General features: G+C 76.1%; 17 protein-coding genes. 9 read left to right on the forward strand and 8 right to left on the reverse strand.

The features are described from left to right. The 3 genes from EDJALFJO_RS20195 to EDJALFJO_RS20205 form a co-directional block, all read right to left on the reverse strand. Nucleotides 1-188, reverse strand: a 188-nt coding sequence (locus EDJALFJO_RS20195) for a hypothetical protein (RefSeq protein ID WP_198950486.1), incomplete at its 3' end; no start/stop codon positions are given. A gap of 169 nt (nt 189-357) precedes the next feature. After that, nucleotides 358-1584 carry a PASTA domain-containing protein gene (locus tag EDJALFJO_RS20200; protein WP_143448679.1) on the reverse strand — a complete coding sequence of 409 codons (1227 nt, stop codon included), beginning with the start codon at nt 1582-1584 and terminating at the stop codon, nt 358-360. 234 nt (nt 1585-1818) lie between these two features. Then, nucleotides 1819-2334, reverse strand: coding sequence for a PepSY domain-containing protein (locus EDJALFJO_RS20205; RefSeq protein WP_088288120.1), 516 nt, complete (start codon nt 2332-2334; stop codon nt 1819-1821). 205 nt (nt 2335-2539) lie between these two features. Here EDJALFJO_RS20205 and EDJALFJO_RS20210 point away from each other — a divergent pair, with 205 nt between their 5' ends. Together EDJALFJO_RS20210 and EDJALFJO_RS20215 are read left to right on the forward strand one after the other, a co-directional pair. Beyond that, entirely contained in the window at nt 2540-3196 is a 657-nt protein-coding gene (locus EDJALFJO_RS20210; RefSeq protein ID WP_088288121.1) for a response regulator transcription factor, read from the forward strand. Next, nucleotides 3193-4596: a HAMP domain-containing sensor histidine kinase gene (locus EDJALFJO_RS20215; RefSeq protein WP_088288122.1), complete on the forward strand. Its 1404-nt coding sequence runs from the start codon at nt 3193-3195 to the stop codon at nt 4594-4596. The genes EDJALFJO_RS20210 and EDJALFJO_RS20215 overlap by 4 nt, the downstream gene beginning before the upstream one ends. On the opposite strand, the gene EDJALFJO_RS20220 is transcribed toward EDJALFJO_RS20215, so the two are convergent. Beyond that, entirely contained in the window at nt 4593-6218 is a 1626-nt protein-coding gene (locus tag EDJALFJO_RS20220; protein ID WP_088288123.1) for a diguanylate cyclase, read from the reverse strand. The genes EDJALFJO_RS20215 and EDJALFJO_RS20220 overlap by 4 nt on opposite strands. A 131-nt stretch (nt 6219-6349) precedes the next feature. Next, the gene (locus EDJALFJO_RS20225) at nt 6350-7360 is read right to left on the reverse strand and encodes a LacI family DNA-binding transcriptional regulator (protein ID WP_088288124.1); all 1011 of its coding nucleotides are present in this window, start codon (nt 7358-7360) and stop codon (nt 6350-6352) included. 192 nt (nt 7361-7552) lie between these two features. On the opposite strand from EDJALFJO_RS20225, the gene EDJALFJO_RS20230 reads away from it, so the two are divergent. After that, the gene (locus EDJALFJO_RS20230; protein WP_088288125.1) at nt 7553-9571 is read left to right on the forward strand and encodes a TIM barrel protein; all 2019 of its coding nucleotides are present in this window, start codon (nt 7553-7555) and stop codon (nt 9569-9571) included. Nucleotides 9572-9738: 167 nt separating this feature from the next. Beyond that, nucleotides 9739-12099, forward strand: coding sequence for a beta-glucosidase BglX (bglX, locus tag EDJALFJO_RS20235; RefSeq protein ID WP_198950487.1), 2361 nt, complete (start codon nt 9739-9741; stop codon nt 12097-12099). A 6-nt stretch (nt 12100-12105) separates the two neighbouring features. On the opposite strand, the gene EDJALFJO_RS20240 is transcribed toward bglX, so the two are convergent. Then, a complete protein-coding gene (locus EDJALFJO_RS20240) occupies nt 12106-13023 on the reverse strand; it encodes a hypothetical protein (RefSeq protein ID WP_088288126.1) in 918 nt (305 codons plus the stop codon). Between the two features lie 139 nt (nt 13024-13162). Here EDJALFJO_RS20240 and EDJALFJO_RS20245 point away from each other — a divergent pair, with 139 nt between their 5' ends. Then, nucleotides 13163-15403 carry a bifunctional diguanylate cyclase/phosphodiesterase gene (locus tag EDJALFJO_RS20245; RefSeq protein ID WP_088288127.1) on the forward strand — a complete coding sequence of 747 codons (2241 nt, stop codon included), beginning with the start codon at nt 13163-13165 and terminating at the stop codon, nt 15401-15403. A gap of 11 nt (nt 15404-15414) precedes the next feature. On the opposite strand, the gene EDJALFJO_RS20250 is transcribed toward EDJALFJO_RS20245, so the two are convergent. After that, nucleotides 15415-15933 (reverse strand): exonuclease domain-containing protein, encoded by a 519-nt coding sequence (locus EDJALFJO_RS20250; protein ID WP_088288128.1) that lies wholly within the window; start codon nt 15931-15933, stop codon nt 15415-15417. Between the two features lie 11 nt (nt 15934-15944). Next, nucleotides 15945-16325, reverse strand: a complete 381-nt coding sequence (locus EDJALFJO_RS20255; protein ID WP_158220500.1) for a phage holin family protein — start codon at nt 16323-16325, stop codon at nt 15945-15947. 98 nt (nt 16326-16423) lie between these two features. On the opposite strand from EDJALFJO_RS20255, the gene EDJALFJO_RS20260 reads away from it, so the two are divergent. The 4 genes from EDJALFJO_RS20260 to EDJALFJO_RS20275 all read left to right on the forward strand — a co-directional run. Beyond that, nucleotides 16424-17959 carry a glycosyltransferase family 39 protein gene (locus EDJALFJO_RS20260; protein WP_088288130.1) on the forward strand — a complete coding sequence of 512 codons (1536 nt, stop codon included), beginning with the start codon at nt 16424-16426 and terminating at the stop codon, nt 17957-17959. 39 nt (nt 17960-17998) lie between these two features. Then, nucleotides 17999-19192 (forward strand): FAD-binding oxidoreductase, encoded by a 1194-nt coding sequence (locus tag EDJALFJO_RS20265; RefSeq protein ID WP_088288131.1) that lies wholly within the window; start codon nt 17999-18001, stop codon nt 19190-19192. Beyond that, nucleotides 19189-19494: a (2Fe-2S)-binding protein gene (locus tag EDJALFJO_RS20270; protein WP_198950488.1), complete on the forward strand. Its 306-nt coding sequence runs from the start codon at nt 19189-19191 to the stop codon at nt 19492-19494. Before EDJALFJO_RS20265 ends, EDJALFJO_RS20270 begins: the two co-directional genes overlap by 4 nt. After that, on the forward strand, nt 19475-20493 hold a 1019-nt coding region (locus EDJALFJO_RS20275), incomplete at its 3' end, for an FAD/NAD(P)-binding oxidoreductase (protein ID WP_143448680.1). The genes EDJALFJO_RS20270 and EDJALFJO_RS20275, both read left to right, overlap by 20 nt.

The raw sequence follows: 20493 nt of genomic DNA on the forward strand, positions 1-20493 counted from the left end.
GCCGGGGCCGGGGGCGCGGCCGCTGCCTTCGGGCCGACGACGGGCGACGGCCGCCGGATCACGGGGATCTTCGCGTCGGCGCCCCAGAACGGGGTGGCGTCCGGTGCGCGTCGGCGCGGTGCGCGGCCGGCCGGCGGCCGTTCCTGCGCCTCGCCGTGGTCCTGGGTGTCGCCCGCGGTCGCGTCCATGCGTCCTTCTCGCTCGTGAGCCGTCGCCGCTCGTGCCGGTCCGGCGGCCGTCCGGGCGACCGCGGGCGGGCGGTTCCGGACGGCGTGCTCGGACCTGTCGTCGATGATCCTGGTCGGTCCTGGTGCGCTCAGCCGCTCCCGGTCGAGTCACCCGTTCGGGGGCGCCGGGTCACCACGCGAAGGAGACCCGGACGGTGCTGCCGGCGTCGAGCCAGCCGCCGGGCCGAACCCCCACGACCTCGCCGCGCGGCCTGCCGGTGCCGAAGGCCGGCCCGTCGACGACCCGCAGACCGAGCGCCTCGAGGTCGCGGCGGACCTGGTCGAGCGGCCGCCCGACGTACGCGGCCGGGTCGACGTTGACCTGCCCGGGCCGGGGCGCGGGCTGCGACGGGCCGCGGGGCCGGGTGCGGGTCGGCGCCGGGGCGCTCGACCGGGACGGTGTCCTGGACGTCGTGGCCGCGGGGCGGGTCGTCCGCCTCGTCGTGGTGCTCGCCGTGGGCTCGGCGGCCTGCCGCTCGGCCGGCTTGGCCGTCGGCGTCGCGACGGGGACGCTCCCGCTCACCGTCGGGACGTACGTCGTCACGACGCTGTCCCGGGCGGCGCTCTCCACGGCCGCGGACGGCGAGGCGGTCGTCTCGGCGAGGCTCACCGTGGCGTCGCCGCCGGGCAGGCCGCCGAGCAGGAACGGCACGGCGGCACCGACGGCGACCACCGCGCCGGCGAAGACGAAGGCGGTCCGGGCCAGGACGCGGCGGGCCGCGGGCGGCTCCCCGCTGCCGAGGACGAAGAGCTCCTCCACCGGCGGCCTCGGCGGGACGACGGCCCACGGCTGCTCGGGCGACGTGACCGCGGGCGTCTCGTCCGGTGCCGCGACGGGTGCCTCGGCGGCCGTCGCGGCCGGTGGCTCGACAGGTGACTCGACGGGCGTCTCGACCGGAGCCTCCGGCACGACGGCCGCCGCCGCGACCGGGACGTCACCGAGCACCGGCGACGGCTCCCGGATGATCGGGATCCGGACCTCTCGCTCCCAGAACGCGGGGGTGTCGTCGGCGGCCACCGGCGCGTCGGCGGCCGGCGCCTCGACCGGCTGCTCGACGACCGCATGCTCGACGACACGAGCCTCGACGACCGCGGGCTCGACGACACGCGCCTCGACGACCGCGGGCTGTGCGGCGTCCGGCTCGAACAGGTCCCCGAGCGGCAGCGGCAGGGTCGACGGCGGCCGGACCACCCGCGGCACGACCGGGGTCGTCGTCACCGTCGCGGCGCGGCCGCCCTCGTCGGCGCCGGCGTGCCGACCCTTCCGGGAGGTCCGCCAGGCTCCGGGGAGCAGCAGGTCGACCGGTGTGAGCGGCTCGGACGGCGCACCCGCGGGCGGCGATCCCTGTGCGTTCACGACCACCCCGCTCCCGTTGCCCGGCCCGGCACCGATTCTGCCGCCGGGTGGGGGCCCCATCCACGGCTATGGACGAACGCATCCGAACATTCGACGGTGTGCTGCCGACTGGTGACGACCGGTAGCGAAACCCGCCGTTCCAGAACGGAGAACGGCCTCCGGCAGACCCTGTCGGGTCGTGCCGGAGGCCGTTCGCCTGCGCTCGTCGAGGGGCGGTCGAGCGCAGGGTCGGGGTCAGTCCCGCTCGGTCTTGAGGACGTCGCCGCTCATGGCGTCGAGGGTGACCTCCCACTTCGCGCCGTCCGTGCCGGTGATCTCGACGTCCCAGACGGTGCGGCCGTTCTTGTCGTCCAGCTTCGCCTCGCGGACGGTGCCGGCCTTGACGCCCAGCGCGATGGTCCGGGCCCGGTCGAGCGTCACCCCGGCGGGGACGGCGACCGCCTGGGACCCGTCGTCGCCGTGGCCGCTCGTGCTGTCGTCGTCGGTGCTGTGACCGTTGTCGTCGACGGACGGCTGCGAGCCCGGGTCGGTGCTCGGGACGGTGCTCGGGTCGGTGCTCGGGTCGGTGCTCGGACCGGCGCTCGGGTCACCGGTGCTGTCGTCGGTCGGACCGGTGTCGGCGGCGTTCACCGAGACCGGCGCGACGACGCGGGTGTCGCCGGGCCCCATGACGGCGTAGGCGGTGCCGGACGCGACGAGACCGACGGCGAGGGCGCCGACGGCGAAGCTCGCGATGCTGGTGCGGGTCATGGTGGTCCTCCTCGTGGACGGTGCCGGAACCTCCGGCGCACCTCCACTGTGGGTCCGCGGTCTGAGGTGCTCCTTGGACCGGCCTGAGGGGGTTCCAAGGTTGCTGTCCGAGCATGCCCGACCGCCGCTTGGGCCGTCCTTGGACGGACCTGAGAGAACTCTCAGGCGTTTGGTGACCGGGGCCCCGCGGGCCCAGCATGTGCGCATGCGCGTGGTGGTCGTCGAGGACGAGGCAGGGATCGCGTCCTTCGTGTCCCAGGGGCTCGAGGCGGCCGGCTACCTGCCCGTCGTCGCGACGACCGGGGCCGAGGGGCTCGCCGAGGGGCTCGACCCGGCGACCGCGCTCGTCGTCCTCGACCTCGGCCTGCCGGACATCGGCGGCGACGAGGTCCTCGCGGCGCTGCGCAGACGCCGTCCCGACCTGCCGGTCATCGTCCTCACCGCGAGCACGGGCGTCCCCGAGCGGGTCCGGCTGCTCGACGCCGGCGCGGACGACTACGTCACCAAGCCGTTCTCCTTCGCCGAGCTGCTCGCCCGGGTGCGGGCCCGGCTGCGCCCGGGCCAGCAGCCGACGGCGAGCGTCCTCACCGTCGGGGACCTCACCGTCGACCTGACCCGCCGGACGGCGACCCGCGGTGACGTGACCGTCGACCTCAGCGCCCGCGAGTTCGCCCTCCTCGAGGTGCTCGCCCGGCACCCCGGCCAGGTGCTCTCCCAGCAGCAGCTCCTCGACCGCGTCTGGGGCTACGACTTCGACCCCGGTTCCAACGTCGTCGAGGTCTACGTCGCGTACCTGCGGCGCAAGCTCGGCGCGGACCTCGTCCAGACCGTCCGCGGCGCCGGGTACCGGCTGCCGGCATGACCCCCGGCCTGCCCTCGCCGCGCAGCACGTGGGTCCGGTTCACCGTCGTCGCCGCGGTCGTCCTCGCGCTCGCCCTCGCGGCGACCGTGGCCCTGGCCTGGGAGCTGGCCCGGCTGCAGGGCCGGGCCGCCGTCGACGAGCGGCTCGACCGTGAGCGCGAGGTGTTCGCCGTCCGGGCGGCGGCGCTGCTCGTCGGCAGCACCGGGCCGGCCGACCTGAAGCGCCGGTTCGAGGGCTACCTCGCGACCCAGCCGGGCAGCGCGCTGCACATGACCGTGATCCGGGTGGACGGCGGCCCGGTCCTCACGACGGCGACCGGGCCGGCACCCGTCGCGGTGCTGCGGGACGGCGACCGGCTCCCGGCCGGCGTGCCCGGCCGGGTCGTCACCCGCGCCACGTCCGAGGGGGACGTCCGGGTGCTCGCGACCCCGGTCACCGTCGACGGACGCCGCGTCGCGGTCCTCGAGGTGGACGGCTGGCTCGGCGGCGTCGACCACGACGCGACGACGCTCGCCGGCCGGGTGGCGCTCGCCGCGACGCTCGCCGGGGTCCTCGGCGTCGTCGTCCTCGCCCTCGCCCTGCGGACGGCGACCCGGCCGCTGCGCGCGCTGCACGCCGCGGCCGAGCGGGCCGGCATCGGCGACCTCGCCGTGCGGGTGCCGGACCCGGGCGGCCGGCCCGACGAGGTCGGCGACCTCGCGCGGGCCTTCAACGGCATGCTCGAGCGGATCTCGGCGGAGGTCGCGGCCCGGACGGCGCTGTTCGCCGCGGTCTCGCACGAGCTCCGGACGCCGGTCGCCGTGGCGCGCGGCCACCTCGAGCTCCTCGAGACCGGGATCGCCGCCGACCCGGACGCCTCCCTGCGGCTCGTCGGCGCCGAGCTCGTCCGGCTCTCCCGGCTGCTCGACGACCTGCTCCTGCTCGCGGCCGCGGACGGCGACACCTTCCTCGTGCCGACCGACGTCACGGTCGACCGCGTCGTCGAGGAGGTCCGGCTGCGGCTCGTCGGGCTCGACCTCGGGGACGTCGCGGTCGAGGCCGTCGGGCCGGCCGGTGCCACGACCGTCCGGGTCGACCTCGACCGGGTGCTCCAGGCCGTGCTCAACCTCGTCGTCAACGCCCGCCGGCACACCCCGGCGGGGACGCGGGTCGAGGTCCGGGTCGGTGTCGTCGACGGGGCGCTCGACGTCGGCGTCGCAGACGACGGCCCGGGCATCCCGGAGGCGCTGCGGGCCCGGGTCTTCGAGCCCTTCGCCCGCGGCGGCCGCGGCTCGACCGGTCTGGGGCTGGCCGTCGTCCGGGCGGTCGCCACGGCCCACGGCGGCGGCGTCGACCTCGACAGCGGCCCGGCGGGGACGACGGTCCGGCTGCGGTTCGGCGGGCCGGCCGGGCAGCTCTAGCCGACGACGCGGTCGCGGCCGCCGCTCTTGGCGGCGTACAGGTGCCGGTCCGCCTGCGACAGCAGGGCGGACGCCGTCGTGCCCCCGGTCGTCGTCACCAGCCCCATGCTCACCGAGACGGGCTCGCGGACCGGTGTCCACTCGTGCCGCGCGAACGCCTGGCGCAGCCGCTCGCAGTGCGCGCGGGCGTCGTCGGCGCAGGTCGCCGGGAGCACGAGGAGGAACTCCTCGCCGCCGAGCCGGACCGCCGCACCGCCCGGCGGGGTGAACCGGGTCAGCAGGTCGGCGGTGCGCTTCAGGGTCGCGTCGCCGACGTCGTGCGAGTAGCCGTCGTTGATCCGCTTGAAGTGGTCGAGGTCGAGCAGCGCGACCGACAGCGGGTGCCCGGCGTCGGCGTCCGCGACGAGCCCGGGCAGGACGGTGTCGCTGTGCCGGCGGTTGTGCAGGCCGGTGAGCGGGTCCCGGGTGGCGAGCTCGCGGAACTGGTCGCGGGCGCGCTGCGACTCGCTCACCTCGTAGAGCGCGTGGACCACCCGGGCCCGGGTCTCCCGCTCGGCGTCGTGCAGCCGCACCCACGCGTCGTGGAAGGCCATCGCCTGCGCGAAGGCCGCCTCGAAGTCGCCGGTCTCCGCGTAGAGGGTGGCCCGCTCGCGCAGCGGCAGCGCCTGCCACTGGAACTGGCCGCGCTCGGTGGCGACCGTCTCGCACAGATCGAGGGTGCCCGCGGCCGCGTCCGGCCGGCCGAGGCCGCGCTGGATCTCGGCGAGGGTGATCAGCAGGCAGGGCAGCGCGTCCGGCTCGATGAACAGCTGGCCGTAGGGGTCGGCGAGCGCCGGCTCGAGGATCGCCTGGGCGCCGGTGAGGTTCCCGTGCATCATCTCGACCCGCGCGAGGGTGTCGAGCACCTCGGCGAAGAGCGGCAGCCGGTGCTCGGCGGCCAGTGCGACGAGCCGGTCCGTGTGCTCCTGCGCCGCCGCGGCGAGGCCGCGCTCGTAGCAGCCGTAGGCCAGGTTGTTCAGCACGAGGACGGACAGCTGACGGTCGGGCAGGGTGTCGGCGAGGGCGAGCGCCTCGAGGTAGCGCGCCTCGCCGTCCTCGTACGTCCCGGAGATCTGCAGCGCCGACCCGAGGCTGATGAGGTTCGTGACCCGCACCCAGCCCGGGGCGTCGTCCGGCGTCAGCGACATGCTCCGGACGGCGTGGTCGAGGCAGGCCGCGTGGTCGCCGACGCCGCGGAACATCGTCGACAGCGAGCTGTGCAGCCGGGCCTGGACGAGCGTCTGGCCGTGCTCCCCGGTCCGCGCGAGGAGCTCCCGGGCGAGCTCGGCGGCGGCGACCATCTCCCCGCGGCGCAGCTCGGCCCCGGTCCGGACCACCTGTGCGTGCGTGACGAGGTCGTGCCAGCCGCGTCCGACGAGGGCGTCCTCGACCTCGCGGGCCGCGGCGATCGCCTCGAGCGGCTGCCAGGACGACTCGTAGTCGAGGTCCCAGAGCAGCGCGGCCAGCCGGGCGTGGCCCGCGGGCCCGCCCGGGACCTCGCGGAGGGTGTCCCGGACCCAGGCCAGGACGTCGGCCCGGCGGTGCGGTGCGGCTGTCAGCGCGCCGAGCACGGTCCCCGCCATGAACCTCACCCCCGTTCGGGTCCGGACCGGTCTCGATGGACAGACTCGATGGACAGACTCGGTGGACAGAGTCGACCTTGTCACTAGTTCGGCCGGTCCGGGCCAGGGATTGAGCGCGGGAGCGCCCGGGGCTACGCGGTGGTGCCGGCCGCGCGCGGCGGCGCGGTCGTCGTCCGGACGACGAGGGACGGCTGGAGCCGGTGCCGGGTCGGTGCCGTCCGGTGCCCGCCGATGCGCTCGACGACGGCGGCGACGGCGAGCCGGCCCATCTCGGCGCGCGGCTGGTCGACGGTGGTGAGGCCGACGTGCCGCATCGCGGCGAGCGAGGTGTTGTCGTAGCCGACGACCGACACGTCCTCCGGCACGCGCAGCCCGGCGTCCGCGAGCGCCGACAGCGCCCCGATCGCGTTGATGTCGTTCGCCGCGACGAGCGCCGTGAACCGGGTGCCGGCGGCGAGCAGCCGGGCGACCGCCGCGGCCCCGCCCTCCTCGGTGTACTCGCTCGGCTCGACGTGCGGCGCGAGCCCGTGCGCGCGCATCGCGTCGACGAACCCGCGGCGCCGGGTCGAGGACTGCGCGCCCTGGCCGCCGTCGAGGTGGACGACGTCGCGGTGGCCGAGCCCGGCGAGGTGGTCGACCGCGAGCCGGGAGCCGGCCCGGCCGTCGTCCGTCACCGTGTCGACGCCCGGCAGCGACACCGTGCGCTCGACGGCCACGACCGGCGTCGACGCGCTCGCCGCCTCGAGCACCGACTGCGGGACGACGGGGGACAGCAGCACGAGCCCGGCCGGCCGGAACCCCAGCATCGTCTCGACGGCGCGGCGCTCGCCGGCGGGTCGCCGGCCCCCGGTCGAGAGGATCATGTCGAGGCCGGCCTCGCGGGCCGCGGTGTCGACGGCCTCGACGACGTCCGCGAAGTAGGGGTTGTGCAGGTCCGAGACGAGGACGGCGAGCACCGTCGACGTCCGCTGCGCGAGCTGGCGGGCCATCGCGTGCGGGGAGTACCCGAGGTCCGCGGCCGCGGCGAGGACGGCGGCCCGCCGCTCGGGGCTGACCTTGGGCGAGTCGCGCATGACGAGCGAGACGAGCGCGCGGGAGACGCCGGCGCGCCCCGCGACGTCGTCCATCGTCGGTCTGCGCACGTCACCACCCTCCCGCCCGGGACCCTCGGCCCGGGTCCCCGGCCGCCGCGATCGTACGGCCGCACCGCCCGGCGCAGCGCCCCCGCGGGCTGCTTGACACCCTTCCGGCGCCCGGTCATCGTTAGAGCGCTCCAATCATTGGAGCGCTCTAACACTAGTGTGCACAAGACCCAGCCCCGGAGTTGAGGATCGATGAGGATCGGCGTCAGCGGCGTGGGCCGCATCGGCCAGATGCACGCGACGAACGTCGTCGCGACGGACGGCGTCACCGAGGTCGTCCTCCACGACCCGGCCCCGGGGCGGGCCGCCGCCGTCGCCGCGGAGCTCGCGGCCGGCTCCGCCGCCGCGCGGGGGGTCACGGTCCGCGCGGTCGAGTCCCTCGCCGACCTGCTCGCGGGCGTCGACGGCCTGCTCGTCGCGACCCCCACGCCGTCCCACGCGGACGTCGTCCACGCCGCCCTCGACGCGGGCGTCCCGGTGCTGTGCGAGAAGCCGCTCGCCGGTGACGTGGCCACGGTCCGCGAGGTCGCCGCGCACGCCGCGCGCGTCGGCGTCCCGCTGCTCGTCGGCTTCCAGCGCCGCTTCGACCCGGCGATCGCCGAGCTCAAGCGGCGCATCGTCGCCGGCGAGACCGGCGACGTGTACGCCGTCCGGGCCACCGCGTTCGACCACGAGCCGCCGCCGGCGGACTACATCCCGACCTCGGGCGGCATCTTCCGCGACATGTTCGTCCACGACCTGGACTGCGTGCCGTGGCTCGTCGGTCGCCGGGTGACGAGCGTCTTCGCGACCGGCTCGGTGCTCGTCGACCGGGCCTTCGCGGACGCCGGCGACGTCGACACCGCGTCGATCACGCTCGTCTTCGAGGGCGGCGTCATCGCCCAGCTCGTCGGCGGCCGCAAGGACGGCACCGGGTACGACAACCGGATCGACGTCTTCGCCGAGAAGGCGGCGCTGGCCTCCGGCTACGACGCCCGGACGCCGTTCGTCAGCCTCGAGCCGGGCGGGCACGACCCGGCGGGCGCCGCGTACACCGGCTTCCAGGAGCGGTACGCGCCGGCCTACCGCCGCGAGATCGCGGTCTTCGTCGACGTCATCGCCGGCCGGGTCGAGAACCCTTCGCCGGCTGCCGACGGTCTCGTGAGCCTCGTGCTCGCCGAGGCCTGCGAGCAGTCGCTGCGCAGCGGCGCGGCCGTGAGCATCGACCCGTCCGCCTTCGAGGTCGAGCCGGCCGGACGCCGTGCCGCCGCCGGTGCGGCCGCGACCGCCGGCGAGACCGTCGACGCCGACGAGCCGGCCGACGTCGACGCCGGCGCCCTGCTCGGCGGCCGGGTCGCCGGCGCCCCGATCTCCTGGGGCGTCTGCGAGGTGCCCGGCTGGGGCCACGTCCTGCCCGTCGACCTCGTCCTCGGCCAGATGGCCGACCTCGGGCTGCGCAGCACCGAGCTCGGCCCGCCCGGGTTCCTGCCCGACGACCCCGAGGCGCTGCGCGGCGTCCTCGGCGCCGCCGGCCTGGGCCTCGTCGGCGGCTTCCTCGCGGTCCCGCTGCACGACGCGGCCGCCGAGCGGGCCACCCTCGCCGAGGCCGAGCGGGCCGCCGCCCAGATGGCCGCCGCCGGCGGCGAGGTGCTCGTGCTCGCGGCGGCGACCGGTCTCGACGGCTACGACGAGCGCCCGCGCCTGACGGACGACGAGTGGGCCCGGCTCGTGGCGACCGCCGGGAAGGTCCGCGACATCGCGGCGTCCCACGGCCTGCGCGCGACGCTGCACCCGCACGTCGGCACCCACGTCGAGCAGCGCGCCGAGGTCGAGCGGTTCCTCGCCGACAGCGACGTCCCGCTCTGCCTGGACACCGGCCACCTGCTCATCGGCGGCACCGACCCGCTCGAGCTCGTCCGCGCGCACGCCGACAAGGTCACGCACGTGCACCTCAAGGACGTCGACCTCGCCGTCGCGAAGCGGGTGCAGGCCGGCGAGATCACGTACATGGAGGGCGTCCAGCAGAACATGTACGTCCCGCTCGGTGCCGGTGACGTCCCGGTCGGGGAGATCGTCCGCGTGCTCGAGGCGGCCGGCTACGCGGGCTGGTACGTCCTCGAGCAGGACGCCTCGCTGGCGGACGGCGCCCCCGGCCAGGTCGCCGAGGTCGTCGGCGGCGTCGCGCGGTCCGTCGCGCACCTCGCGGAGGCGGTCGCCCCGGCCACCGTCTGAGCGATCCGCGCCCGCCGGTCCTCCCGCCGGCGCCGTCCGCCCCGTCCCGCACCCGGGTCGGGGCGCACGTGCGTTTGGTCTGTGATGTCGGTCTCAGATCGCTTCATGACGTTTGTACCGGTAGACCAGGGCCCGCGAACATCTCTCGACGACGAGGACGTGCGGCCATGGGACGCTCCGGACCCGACTCCACGACGACCCCCGCACCGTCAGGAGGCCGCCGCCGCGGGCGCCGGCGGGTCGCCCTGGCGACCGCCGTCGCGATGCTCGCGTCGGGCGGGGCGGCCGCCGTCGCGGCGTCCGGCTCCTCCGACGAGCGGGCGCTCGCGCCGACCCGGACGACGGCCTCGGCCGACGTCGAGCGCCGCGTGGACGCGCTCGTCCGCCGGATGACGACCACCGAGAAGCTGCAGCAGGTGCAGCTGCTCTCCGACGGGCAGGTCACCGACGCCGACGCGCAGGCCGGGGTGGGCGGCGTCTTCAGCCTCGTCGACCCGGTGCGGATCCACGAGCTCCAGCGGATCGCCGTCGAGCGGTCCCGCCTCGGCATCCCGATCCTCTTCGCGTACGACACGATCCACGGCTACCGGACGATCTTCCCGGTCCCGCTCGGGTCGGCGAGCTCCTTCGACCCGGAGGTCGCCCGGGCGGACGCCGCCGTCGGCGCCCGGGAGTCGGCGACCGTCGGCCTCAAGCAGGTCTACGGCCCGATGGTCGACGTGAGCCACGAGCCGCGCTGGGGCCGCATCGTGGAGGGCTCGGGCGAGGACCCGTACCTCGGCGCGGCTTTCGCCGCCGCTCGCGTCAAGGGCACCCAGGGCGACGACTACTCGGCCGCCGACAAGGCGGTGGCGAGCCCGAAGCACCTCGCGGCGTACGGCCAGCCGGAGGGCGGCCGGGACTACAACACCACCGACGTGTCCCCGTCCCGCCTGCGCAACCTCTACCTGCCGCCCTTCAAGGCCGCCGTCGACGCCGGCGCCGACACCGTCATGTGCTCCTTCAACGCGATCAACGGCGTCCCGGGCTGCGCGAACCACGAGATCGAGACGCAGATCCTCAAGCGGGAGTGGGGCTTCGACGGCTTCGTCGAGAGCGACTACACGGCGGTCGCCGAGCTGCGGGCCTGCCCGCCACGGACGCCGGACAGCGGCCCGTGCGGGCACGGCGTCGCCGCTGACGGGCCGGAGGCCGGGGCGCTCGCGCTGAACGCCGGCACCGACTCCGAGATGGTCAGCACGAACCTGCGCGACTACGGCGCCCAGCTCCTCGCGGACGGCCGGATCTCCCGCGCCCGCCTCGACGACGCGGTCCGCCGGATCCTGCGCGTGAAGTTCCGCGCCGGCCTGTTCGAGAACCCGTACGTCGACGTCGCGAAGGCCACCGACGAGGCGTCCTTCCTCACGCCGGCCGACCGGCAGCAGGCGCGCTGGGCCGCGGGCCGGTCGATGGTGCTGCTCAAGAACGAGGACGCCGTCCTGCCGCTCGACCCGGCGAAGAAGACCGCGGTCATCGGCCCGCTCGGCGACGACCAGCACAACGTGCTCGGCCCGTGGTGGGGCCGGGGCCGCGACGAGGACGCCGTCTCGGTGCTCAGCGGGGTCAGGGCCGTCAGCCCGTCGGCGACCTTCACCCCGGGGTGCACGATCGCCGACACCGAGCCGCCGGCGAGCACGCCTGCCGACGCCTGCGGCTCGGACGCCGGGTTCGCCGCGGCGGTCGCCGCCGCCCGGGACGCCGACCAGGTCGTCCTCGTCGTCGGGGAGTCGCGCGGGATGAGCGGCGAGGCCGCCTCGCGCAGCGACATCCGGCTGCCGGGCCTGCAGGAGCAGCTGGTCCGCGAGGTCGTCGCGACGGGCACCCCGGTGGCCGTCGTCCTGCTCAACGGCCGCCCGCTCGACCTCACCGGCGTCGTCTCGTCGGCGCCGGCCGTCGTCGAGGCCTGGTTCCCCGGCGTGGAGGCCGGCAACGCCGTCGCCGACGTCGTCTTCGGTGCGGTGAACCCCGGCGGCAAGCTGCCGGTGACGTTCCCCCGCAGCGTCGGGCAGGTGCCGGTCTACTACAACCACGAGCCGACGGGCCGGCCCTGCGACGCCACGCAGAAGTACACGTCGCGGTACCGGGACATCGCGTCGTGCGACCCGCTCTACCCGTTCGGGTACGGCCTGTCGTACACGACGTTCTCCGTCCACGGCCTGACCGCCGACCGTGCCACCGTCTCCCGCAGCGGGTCGGTCACGGCGTCCGTGCAGGTGACGAACACCGGTACCCGGGCCGGCGACGAGGTCGTCCAGCTCTACCTCCACGACCCCGTCGCGAGCCTGACCCAGCCGGTCCGCCGGCTGCGCGGCTTCGAGCGGGTGACGCTCGCGCCGGGGCAGACGAAGACGGTGCGGTTCCGGCTCGACCGCAGCGACTTCGGGTTCTACGACAACACCGGCCGGCTCGTCGTCGAGACCGGGCGGATCGACCTCTACGCGGGCGACGCGTCGACCGCGACCCTGACGACGTCGTTCACGGTCCGCTGACGTGCCTCAGCCGAGCGCCTGCGACGCCGCGTCGAGGTACCCGTCCGGCCAGTCGGCGATCGGCGGGTCGGGCTCGGCGACGAGCGCGCCCTGCCCGCCGAGGACGTAGGCGCTCGGCCCGGCGAGCACGGTGGCCCGGCGCTGGACGTCGCTGCCGCAGGCGTGCGCCCACGTGACGAGGGCCTCGCGGGTGCCGTCGCCGTCGAGGTCCCGGACCTTGACGGCGGACGGCGTCACGTCCGCCTTCATCTCGACGCCGCGGGCGCAGGTCTGGCCGCCGTCCTCGCTCGACGCGAGCACCTTGGCCTTCCCCTGCGGGTCGGCGACGGTCGTCACCCGCAGCGTCACCGCCCGGGCGGAGAAGTCGGAGTTGCGGCGGGTCACCCGCCGCGTGACGGCGACGAGCATCTCGGTGTCGCCGTCGCGCCACGTCCACGCGGCCTCGACCGAGCCGAGCCGGCGCACCCCGGCAGAGCGCAGCGCGTCCCCGGCGTCGTCGCGCCGTGCCTCGGTCACGCCGGTGCCGCCGCCTGCACCCTGGCCGGTCCCGGTCCCGCCGTCGTTGCTGCCGGCATCGCCGCCGTCCTCCTCGGCCGATCCGCCGCCCTGCTCCACGTCCCCGCCGTCGCCGGTGTCCGAGACGGTCTGGCCGCGGTCCCCGTCGGCGGGCTGCCCGGTGCCGAGCGAGAGCAGGACGGCGACCCCGATGGCCGCCATCACGGGCACGAGGGCGACGAGCGTCACGAGGAGCATCGAGCGCCGGGTCAGCCGGACGCCGTCCCCGAAGTCGACCCGGGTCGGGGCGACCGGCAGGAGCGGTTCTCGGGGAACGACCGGGTCGACCGGGTCGAGCGGGACGCCGCCGGCGGGCAGGACGGGGCCGGGCAGGTCGGCCGGTTCGAGCGGCTCGTGCCGGTGGTCCACGTCCTGATCCTCGCCGGGTCGGGGGCCGTCCGGGGCGCGAACCGCCGATCGGGCCTGGTATCGGTCACGCGTGCCGGCCCTGCCCGCCGCACGGGGGGCCGACCTCAAGCCACGCACGGGCGGCTCCGATGACCTCCAGGTGAGCGTCGCAGACCACGGCACCGGTCGCGACCCCGGCACGCCCCGGCGCCGCAGGTTCGTCACCGAGACGCAGGTCGCGAGCTACGGGGCGAGCCTGGTCATCGGCGGCCTCTTCCCGCTCGCCCTGCCGCTCATGGGCGTCCCCGCCGCGCTGCTGCACCCGAGCCTGTTCGTGGGGTGCGCCGTGTCGAGCATGCTCGTGACGTTCGGGCACGGCGTCGTCCAGCAACGGATCGTGCGCCGGCACCTGTCGGACCTGACGACCGGCCTCTCGGCCGTCGCGGACGTCGTCCGGGAGACGGTCGCCGGGGCCCCCGCGTCGGGCTGGGAGCCCGGCCGGCTGCGCTCGCTCGCCCTCGACGTGCAGTCGGACGACGAGGTCGGCCGGGTCGCGTCCGCGGTCAACGCGCTCATCGACGCCCTGGAGAGCGAGCACGCCTTCCGGGCCATCGTCGACGCCTCCGGGGACCTCGTCGTCGTCCTCAACGACGCCACCCGTGTCACGTTCGCCTCCGAGTCGGTGACGACGAGCCTGGGCTGGTCGACAGGCCAGGTCGTCGGCCGCCCGCTCGCCTCGTTCGTCCACGCCGCCGACCTTGTGACCTTCCTGCGGCTCACGGACGGCGACTGGCCGGGCCAGTCGCCGGGCGAGGAGCGGCCGCGGGTCCGGGTCCGGGCGGCGGACGACGAGTGGCGGGTCATCGAGTGGGCGGTGTCCCACCGTCGCGGGCTCGACCTCGGCGCCGTCGTCCTCATGGGCCGCGACGTCACCGAGCGCCTCCGGATGGAGAGCGAGCTCCTCCACCAGGCGACCCACGACCTGCTCACCGGGCTGCCGAACCGCAAGGCGCTGCTCAACCTCGCGGCCGTGGCCGTCAACGAGGCGACGCCGTCCAAGCCGGTCGCGGTGCTCATGATCGACCTGGACCGCTTCAAGGAGGTCAACGACAGCCTGGGCCACGCCGTCGGCGACCAGCTGCTCGCCCAGGTCGGCCCGCGGCTGCGTGCGATCCTGCGCCCGAGCGACGTCCTCGCCCGGCTCGGCGGCGACGAGTTCGCCGTCCTGCTGCCCGGCGCGGGCCGGGGCGCCGCCCGCCGGGTCGCCGAGCGGCTCTCCGCCCAGCTCGACGACCCGTTCGTCGTCGACGACATGGACCTGCACGTCGACGCCTCGATCGGGATCGCCGTGAGCCACCGGGAGGACCTCGCCGACGACGAGGTCCCCGTGCCCCCGACCGTCGAGGGCCTCCTGCGCGAGGCGGACGTCGCGATGTACCGGGCGAAGGAGTCCGGCCAGGGGATCGCGACCTTCGACCCCGAGCGGGACGGCGGCCAGAGCCGGTCGCGGCTGGAGCTGTCCGCCGAGCTGCGCAAGGCGATCGCCGAGGGCCAGCTCGTGCTCCACTACCAGCCGGTCGTCGACGTCCTCGAGGGCCGGCTCGCCGGCGTCGAGGCGCTCGTGCGCTGGCAGCACCCGCAGCGCGGGCTGCTCTACCCGGGGGCGTTCCTCGACCTCGCCGAGCAGACCGGCCTCGTCGTGCCGCTGTCCCGCGTCGTCCTCGAGACGGCGATCGCGCAGGCCGCGGCCTGGGTGCGGCGCGGCCGCCCGCTGCCGGTCGCGGTGAACCTGTCGCCGCGCTGGCTGCAGCTCGCGGACGTCCCCGACGTCGTCGCGCGGATGCTCGAGACGCACGGTGTGCCGCCCGAGCTGCTCCGCCTCGAGATCACCGAGTCGGTGGCGCTCAACGCGACCGGCGAGACGCTGCCCATGCTCCAGCGCCTGCGGGACATGGGGGTGGGGCTCTCGCTCGACGACTTCGGCACCGGCTACTCCTCGATGACCCACCTGCGCCAGCTGCCCGTCGACGAGATGAAGGTCGACCAGCAGTTCGTCCAGAAGATGGTCCAGAACCAGCAGGACGCCGTCATCGTGCGCGCGGCCGTCGAGCTCGGGCACAACCTCGGGATGCGGGTCGTCGCCGAGGGCATCGAGGACGCCGACACCCTCGCCGAGGTCGTCGCGAGCGGCTGCTCGCTGGCCCAGGGCTGGTACTTCTCCAAGGCGCTCCCGCCGGACGAGCTGTTCCACTTCGCGCAGACCCGGTTCCCGCTGCCGTCCGACGAGCAGCCCCACCGGGTGGGCGCCGCGGGCGGCCCGGGGGTGCCGTCGCCGAGCCCGGCGTTCGACGACACCTGGGCCGAGACCGAGCTCTGGTCCGGCGGCAGCGCGTCGTCCTGACGCCCGCCGCGTCAGCCGACCGGCAGCCGCAGCCCCATGTCGACCATCGCGAGGATCGCCTCCGCGTTGCCCTTCGCGTCGTCCACCGGGTCGTGCGTGTGCGGCGTCCGGCGCAGGTGCTTCCAGCCGGCGTACCCGTCCTTGACCATGCCGCAGTAGAGGTCGCCGATCCGCCGGCCGCTCCACCCGAAGGGGTTGTGGCCGATCGTCTCGTAGAAGTACCAGTTGACGAACATCCAGTCGAAGGCGACGTTGTCCGAGCAGAACACCGGCCGGCCCTTGGACGACGCGACGACCCACTCCGCGAACTCGGCCATCACCCCGGCGGGCTCGGGGTAGGTGAGGTGCTCCTCACGGGTCACGCCGGAGACCGCGAGCGCCTCGGGCAGCCAGCGGTCGCTCACCGGCCGGACGAGCCCCTTGAACGTCGTCCCCAGCGCGCGGTCCACGACGACGGCCCCGAACGAGACCATCGAGTAGTGCCCGGGCGACGGCCCGTCGGACTCGACGTCGACGACGATCAGCGACACGGGCGCGCGGCTCAGTCCTCGTCGGGGACGAGCACGCTGAGGATCATGCTGACGAACGTGATGATGAGCGCCGCCGCGAGCGTCGACCAGAAGAACGGGCCGGAGTCGAAGTTGATCCCGATCTTGTTCGACGCCCAGTCGACGATCTCGAGCATGAGCGCGTTGATGACGAGCGACAGCAGCCCGAGCGTGAGCAGGATGAACGGGAAGGCGAAGAACCGCACGACCGGCTTGATGAACGTGTTCACCAGCCCGAAGATCGCGCCCACGATCAGGTAGGACCCGAGCGTCTTGCCGAGCCCGTCGCCCTCGAGGCTGACGTTCGGCACGACGAGGGCGGCCACCCAGATGGCGATGGCGTTGACGACGATCTTCGCGAGAATCCCGGTCACGCGCCGCATCCTGCCACGGGGGGCTGTCGGAGCACAGAGATCGGCGCCAGGACGTCGGTCGCCGCGCGCCGCGCCGGAACAGGCCTACCGTCACGGGCGTGAGCACCGCGGTCGAGGACCCGGTGACGCCCACGACCGGCGGGGACGGCGGGGAGCGAGGCGTCGGGGCTGCTGCGCCCGGGCGGAACGGCGGTCGGCTGCCGGTCTGGGTCTGGGCCCTGCCGGCGGTGGCCGCGCTCGCCGTCACGGCGCCCTGGATCGACCGGACCGCGCTCTGGGAGGACGAGCTCGCGACCCTCTCGGCCGCGACCCGCTCCTGGTCCGACCTCGGGCGGCTCGTGCGGACCGTCGACGGGGTCCACGCGACGTACTACGGGCTCATGCACGTCTGGACGGCGGTCTTCGGGACCTCGGCCGTGAGCCTGCGGCTGCCCTCCGTGCTCGCCACGGCGGCGGCCGCCGCGCTGCTCGCGGTCCTCGGCGCCCGGCTCGCGGGGCGCCGGGCGGGCCTCGTCGCGGGGCTGCTCCTCGCGGTCGTCCCGTCCGTGAGCCAGTACGCGGACGACGCGCGGCCCTACGCGCTCGTGCTCGCCGTCGCGGTCGGGGCGACGCTCGCGCTCGTCGACGCGGTGGATCGGCCCGGGCGGTGGCTGTGGGTGCGGTACGCGGCCCTCGTCGCACTGCTCGGCGCGCTGCAGGTGACGGCGACCCTGCTCGTCCTCGCGCACGCGTGCGTCGTCGCCACCGGCGCGCTGGGGACCGGTGTCGTGGGAACCGGTGTCGGGCGGCCCCGCGGTGTGCGGCCCCGTGCGGCCGCCGGGTTCGTCGCCGCTCTCGGGGCCGCATGCGTCGTCGTCCTGCCGGTCGCGGTCCTCGGCTCCCGGCAGCAGGCGCAGATCGCGTGGATCCGCCCGCCGACTCCCGGGCGGCTCCTCGAGCTCCCGCCGGGGCTGTTCGTCTCCGCGTCGGTGATGGCCGCCGTCCTCGGCGCCGCGGCCACGGTCGTGCTGCGCGCCGGACCCGTGCGCAGGGTCGCCGTCCCCTGGGCGCTCGTGCCCGCGGTCGCGCTCGTCGCGCTCTCCTTCACGGTCGTCCCGCTGACGTCGCCGCGGTACCTGCTCTTCGCGCTGCCCGGCTGGCTGCTCGTCGCCGCGACCGCGACGACGGACCGCCGGTCGGCCGTCGCGCTCGTCGCGCTGGTCCTCGTCCTGGGCCTGCCCGCCCAGACCCGGCTGCGCGGCGACGTCTGGTACGACCAGCCCGACTACCGCCGGGTCGCGGCGATCCTCGACGACCGGGCCCGGCCCGGGGACGCGATCGCGATGACCGCGTGGGCCCCGCTGCGCTACCGGATCGGGCTGCGCGCGTACCTGTCGCCCCGGACCCGTCTCGACGACGTCTTCGCGGGCGAGCCGGCCGCGGCGGCCGCGACCCTGGACGACCTGCCGTGCACGCCGGCGGCGGACTGTCTCGGGACCCCGGCGCGGCTGTGGATCGGCTGCTGGCGGGGGTGCGGCGACCCGCTCGCGGCCCTGGCCCGCGACCAGGCCGCCGCGGTCCGGGCCGTCGGGTACCGCCGGGTCGAGGTGTGGCCGGTCCCGGCCGACGGCTCCCTGACCCTGTGGACCCGCTGACGGCTTTCCAGATTCAGTGGTGTGTGACATATTACTGAGGTGACCCCGCGCCCCGCCCCCGCGTCCGGCTACCCGGACGTCCTCGTCGTCGGCGCCGGGGTCGTCGGGGCCGCGTGCGCCCTCGCCGCGGCCCGGGCCGGCCTGCGCGTCACGGTCGTCGACCGCGGCCCGGTCGCCGGCGGGACGACGAGCGGCGGCGAGGGCAACCTCCTCGTCTCCGACAAGCCGCCCGGCCCCGAGCTGGAGCTCGCCCTGCTCAGCCTGCGCGCCTGGCGGGACGTCGCCGAGCACCTCTCGGGCGGCTCCGGGCTGCCCGCGGGCGGTTTCGAGCTCGAGCCCAAGGGCGGTCTCGTCGTCGCCGAGTCGCCCCGGGCGCTGCCCGCGCTCTCCGCGCTCGCGGCCCGGCAGCGCGGCGCGGGCGTCGAGGCGGTCGAGGTCCCCGCTGACCGGCTGCACGACCACGAGCGGCACCTCGCGCCGGGGCTGGCCGGCGGCATGTTCTACCCGCAGGACAGCCAGGTGCAGCCGATGCTCGCCGCCGCCCGGATGCTCGCCGGCGCCCGTGCCCTCGGCGCCACACTCCGCACCGGGGTCGAGGTGACCGGCATGCTCCGGGACGGCGCCCGGGTCGTCGGCGTCCGGACCCCGGACGGCGACCTGCCCGCCGGGGCCGTCGTCAACGCCGCGGGCACCTGGGGCGGCGCGGTCGCCGACCTCGCGGGCGTCCGGGTGCCGGTGCTGCCGCGGCGCGGGGTCATCCTCGTCACGGCCCCGGTCCCGGTCCTCGTGCGGCACAAGGTCTACGCCGCCGAGTACGTCGCGGACGTCGCGAGCGACAACGCCGACCTCGAGAGCAGCGCCGTCGTCGAGGGGACGCCGGCCGGCACGATCCTCGTCGGGGCCAGCCGGGAGCGGGTCGGCTTCGACCCCGCGATGCCCGTGCACGTCGTCCGGCGCCTCGCGGCGCAGGCGGTCCGGCTCTTCCCGGTGCTCGCCGACGTGCCGCTCCTGCGCACCTACCGGGGGTTCCGGCCGTACTGCCCCGACCACCTGCCCGTCGTCGGCGCCGACCCGCGCGCCCCCGGCCTGCTCCACGCCTGCGGCCACGAGGGTGCCGGCATCGGCCTCGCCGCGGGCACCGGCCTCGTCCTCGCGCAGGTGCTCACCGGCGTCGCGCCGGACCTCGACCTCACCCCGTTCCGCCCGGAGCGCTTCGAGGAGGTCGCGGCGTGACCGACGAGCCGATCGGTGCAGAACCTGTTGCGGCGCATCACTTCTCGTTCGACGGCCGGCCCGTGGCGTTCGCCGACGGCCATTCCGTCGGGGCCGCGCTGTGGGCGGACGGCGTCCGCTCCTGGCGCTCGACCCGGCACGCCGGGAAGCCGCGCGGCATCTTCTGCGGCATCGGCGTCTGCTTCGACTGCCTCGTCGTGGTCGACGGCCGCGCCGACGAGCGCGCCTGCGTCGTCCCGGCCCGCCCGGGCCTCGACGTCCGGACCCAGGAGGGCAGCGGCCGTGCCGACCTCGCCCTCTGAGCGTGCCGCGGGCGGGGCGGACGTCGTGGACGTCGCCGTCGTCGGTGCCGGCCCGGCCGGCGTCGCCGCCGCGGTCGCGGCCGCCGCGGGCGGCGCCCGGGTCGTCGTCCTCGACTCCGAGCAGCGCCCGGGCGGCCAGTACTGGCGGCAGGGCCCGGCCGGGGTCGGCCGCCACCACCACGACGTCGGCGCCTGGCACCGGCTCTCGGCCGGCCTCGCGGCGGCCGTCGCCGACGGTGCCGTGACCGTGCTGCCGGCCCATCGGGTGTGGCGTGCGGAGGCCCCGTCCGGCGCCGGCCCCGACGCCGCCCCCGCGACCGTGCACGCCGTCCGTGCCGTCCCGGGCGGCCCCGACGAGGCCGTCACCGTCCGCGCCCGCGCGCTCGTCGTCGCGACCGGTGCGCACGACCGGGCGCTCCCGTTCCCCGGCTGGGACCTCCCCGGCGTCCTCACCGCGGGCGCCGCGCAGGCCCTCCTCAAGGAGCACGACGTCGTCGCCGGCCGCCGGGTGCTCGTCGCGGGCACCGGCCCGTTCCTGCTGCCCGTCGCCGCGGGTCTCGCCGAGGCCGGCGCAAGCGTCCTCGGCGTCTGCGAGGCCGGCGACGGGCGCGGCTGGCTGCGCGGGCTCGGCGCGGTCGCGGGCGCCCCGGCCAAGGTCCTCGACGGCGCCCGGTACGCCGCGACCCTGGTCCGGCACCGGGTCCCTCTCCGGCCCCGGACCGCGGTCGTCGCCGCCCACGGCACCGACCGGCTCGAGTGGGTCGAGACCGCCCGGCTCGCCGCCGACTGGACCGTCGTCCCCGGGACCCGCACCCGGGTCGACTGCGACGCGCTCGCCGTCGGCTACGGGTTCCTGCCGCGGCTCGACCTCGTCGTCCAGGCCGGGTGCACCCTCGCGCCGGGGCCGGACGGCCTGCCCGCCGCCGTCGTCGACGCCCGGCAGCGCACCACGGTGCCCGGGGTCTACGTCGCCGGTGAGACCTGCGGGGTCGGCGGCGG

Source organism: Kineosporia sp. A_224 (genome assembly GCF_002198655.1).
In the GTDB taxonomy this organism is placed as follows: Bacteria; Actinomycetota; Actinomycetes; order Actinomycetales; family Kineosporiaceae; genus R-H-3.